The organism is Rhodococcus sp. NPDC004095, assembly GCF_053604015.1.
Genome location: NZ_JBSGGS010000029.1, coordinates 1,461 through 4,870 on the forward strand (window position 1 = coordinate 1,461; position 3,410 = coordinate 4,870).

General features: G+C 55.6%; 2 rRNA genes. Both read left to right on the forward strand.

The features are described from left to right. The first annotated feature begins 46 nt into the window (after positions 1-46). Positions 47-3,176 (forward strand): 23S ribosomal RNA (locus ACWEPG_RS28345). Positions 3,177-3,284: 108 nt separating this feature from the next. Then, positions 3,285-3,401, forward strand: a 5S ribosomal RNA gene (rrf, locus tag ACWEPG_RS28350). Positions 3,402-3,410: the final 9 nt, after the last annotated feature.

Sequence of the window (3,410 nt, forward strand, 5' to 3'; positions counted from 1 at the left end):
GTTTGTGTGTTGTTTGAGAACTGCACAGTGGACGCGAGCATCTTTGTTGTAAGTAATGAAGAGCGTACGGTGGATGCCTTGGCACCAGGAGCCGATGAAGGACGTAGGAGGCTGCGATAAGCCTCGGGGAGCTGTCAACCGAGCTGAGATCCGAGGATTTCCGAATGGGGAAACCCAGCACGAGTGATGTCGTGTTACCCGCACCTGAATATATAGGGTGTGTGGAGGGAACGTGGGGAAGTGAAACATCTCAGTACCCACAGGAAGAGAAAACAACCGTGATTCCGTGAGTAGTGGCGAGCGAAAGCGGAAGAGGCCAAACCATGTACATGTGATACCCGGCAGGGGTTGTGTGCGTGGGGTTGTGGGATTCATTTTGTCGATTCTGCCGGATCGGCCGACAGTAAAAAATCATCGTGTTAGTCGAAGTGGTCTGGAACGGCCTGTCGTAGAGGGTGAGAGTCCCGTAGACGAAAACATGGTGACTGTCGTAGTGAACACCCAAGTAGCAGCGGGCCCGTGAAATCTGCTGTGAATCTGTCGGGACCACCCGATAAGCCTGAATACTCCCTGGTGACCGATAGCGGACTAGTACCGTGAGGGAAAGGTGAAAAGTACCCCGGGAGGGGAGTGAAATAGTACCTGAAACCGTGCGCTTACAATCCGTCAGAGCCTTTGCACCTTCGGGTGGGGGGTGATGGCGTGCCTTTTGAAGAATGAGCCTGCGAGTTAGTGGCATGTCGCGAGGTTAACCCGTGTGGGGTAGCCGTAGCGAAAGCGAGTCCGAATAGGGCGTTTTAGTGGCATGTTCTAGACCCGAAGCGGAGTGATCTACCCATGGCCAGGGTGAAGCGACGGTAAGACGTCGTGGAGGCCCGAACCCACTTAGGTTGAAAACTGAGGGGATGAGCTGTGGGTAGGGGTGAAAGGCCAATCAAACTCCGTGATAGCTGGTTCTCCCCGAAATGCATTTAGGTGCAGCGTCGCGTGTTTCTCACCGGAGGTAGAGCTACTGGATGGTCTAGGGGGCCCACAAGCTTACCGAAATCAGCCAAACTCCGAATGCCGGTGAGTGAGAGCGCGGCAGTGAGACTGCGGGGGATAAGCTTCGTAGTCGAGAGGGAAACAGCCCAGATCGCCGGCTAAGGTCCCTAAGCGTGTACTAAGTGGAAAAGGATGTGGGGTCGCGAAGACAACCAGGAGGTTGGCTTAGAAGCAGCCACCCTTGAAAGAGTGCGTAATAGCTCACTGGTCAAGTGATCCTGCGCCGACAATGTAGCGGGGCTCAAGTACACCACCGAAGCCGCGGCATTCACATAAGCCCGCTCGTTTTCTACGGAGGACGAGCCAGGTGTGTGGATGGGTAGGGGAGCGTCGTGCAGCCATGGAAGCGCCGGAGTGATCCAGGTGTGGAGGCTGCACGAGTGAGAATGCAGGCATGAGTAGCGAAAGACAAGTGAGAAACTTGTCCGCCGAATGACCAAGGGTTCCTGGGCCAGGTTAATCCGCCCAGGGTGAGTCGGGACCTAAGACGAGGCCGACAGGCGTAGCCGATGGACAACGGGTTGATATTCCCGTACCCGTGTGAACGCGTCAATGGTGAATCAGTGATGCTAAGCGCCCTGAAGCCGGCCTAAGCACCTTCGGGTGCCCGGGTCGGGGGATGCGCGTGATCCGAGCTGGTAGTAGCCAAGCGATGGGGTGACGCAGGAAGGTAGCTGGGCCAGTCAGTGGTAATACTGGTGTAAGCGTGTAGGGAGTGGCCTAGGCAAATCCGGGTCGCACATATCCTGAGACGTGATGCGTAGCCGATTGAGGCGAATTCAGTGATCCTATGCTGCCGAGAAAAGCCTCTAGCGAGTTTTCACACGGCCCGTACCCCAAACCGACACAGGTGGTCAGGTAGAGAATACCAAGGCGATCGAGATAACTATGGTTAAGGAACTCGGCAAAATGCCCCCGTAACTTCGGGAGAAGGGGGACCTCTGCTGGTGATCCAACTTGCTTGGTGAGCTGGTGGGGGTCGCAGAGACCAGTGAGAAGCGACTGTTTACTAAAAACACAGGTCCGTGCGAAGTCGTAAGACGATGTATACGGACTGACGCCTGCCCGGTGCTGGAAGGTTAAGAGGACCGGTTAGCTCTTCGGAGCGAAGCTGAGAATTTAAGCCCCAGTAAACGGCGGTGGTAACTATAACCATCCTAAGGTAGCGAAATTCCTTGTCGGGTAAGTTCCGACCTGCACGAATGGCGTAACGACTTCTCAGCTGTCTCAACCATAGACTCGGCGAAATTGCATTACGAGTAAAGATGCTCGTTACGCGCGGCAGGACGAAAAGACCCCGGGACCTTCACTATAGCTTGGTATTGGTGTTCGGTTCGGTTTGTGTAGGATAGGTGGGAGACTGTGAAGCGGGCACGCCAGTGTTCGTGGAGTCGTTGTTGAAATACCACTCTGATCGTATTGGACATCTAACCTCGGACCATGATCTGGTTCAGGGACAGTGCCTGGTGGGTAGTTTAACTGGGGCGGTTGCCTCCCAAAATGTAACGGAGGCGCCCAAAGGTTCCCTCAGCCTGGTTGGCAATCAGGTGTTGAGTGCAAGTGCACAAGGGAGCTTGACTGTGAGACTGACAGGTCGAGCAGGGACGAAAGTCGGGACTAGTGATCCGGCACCGGCATGTGGAAGCGGTGTCGCTCAACGGATAAAAGGTACCCCGGGGATAACAGGCTGATCTTCCCCAAGAGTCCATATCGACGGGATGGTTTGGCACCTCGATGTCGGCTCGTCGCATCCTGGGGCTGGAGTAGGTCCCAAGGGTTGGGCTGTTCGCCCATTAAAGCGGCACGCGAGCTGGGTTTAGAACGTCGTGAGACAGTTCGGTCTCTATCCGCCGCGCGCGTTAGAAACTTGAGGAAGGCTGTCCCTAGTACGAGAGGACCGGGACGGACGAACCTCTGGTGTGCCAGTTGTCCTGCCAAGGGCACTGCTGGTTAGCTACGTTCGGAAGGGATAACCGCTGAAAGCATCTAAGCGGGAAGCCTGTTCCAAGATGAGGTTTCTCACCCCCTCGAGGGGGTAAGGCCCCCGGCAGACCACCGGGTTGATAGGCCAGAACTGGAAGCACGGTAACGTGTGCAGGTGACTGGTACTAATAGGCCGAGGACTTACCACAAAGAAGCTACGCGTCCACTGTGCGGTATCTGAAACAACACACATGTTGTATCGGATCGAGAAACCGGTTTGGTTTTTCTCTGATCCGTGTGTGACAGTTTCACAGAGTTACGGCGGCCATAGCGGAGGGGAAACGCCCGGTCCCATTCCGAACCCGGAAGCTAAGCCCTCCAGCGCCGATGGTACTGCACTCGACAGGGTGTGGGAGAGTAGGACACCGCCGTACATAACATCC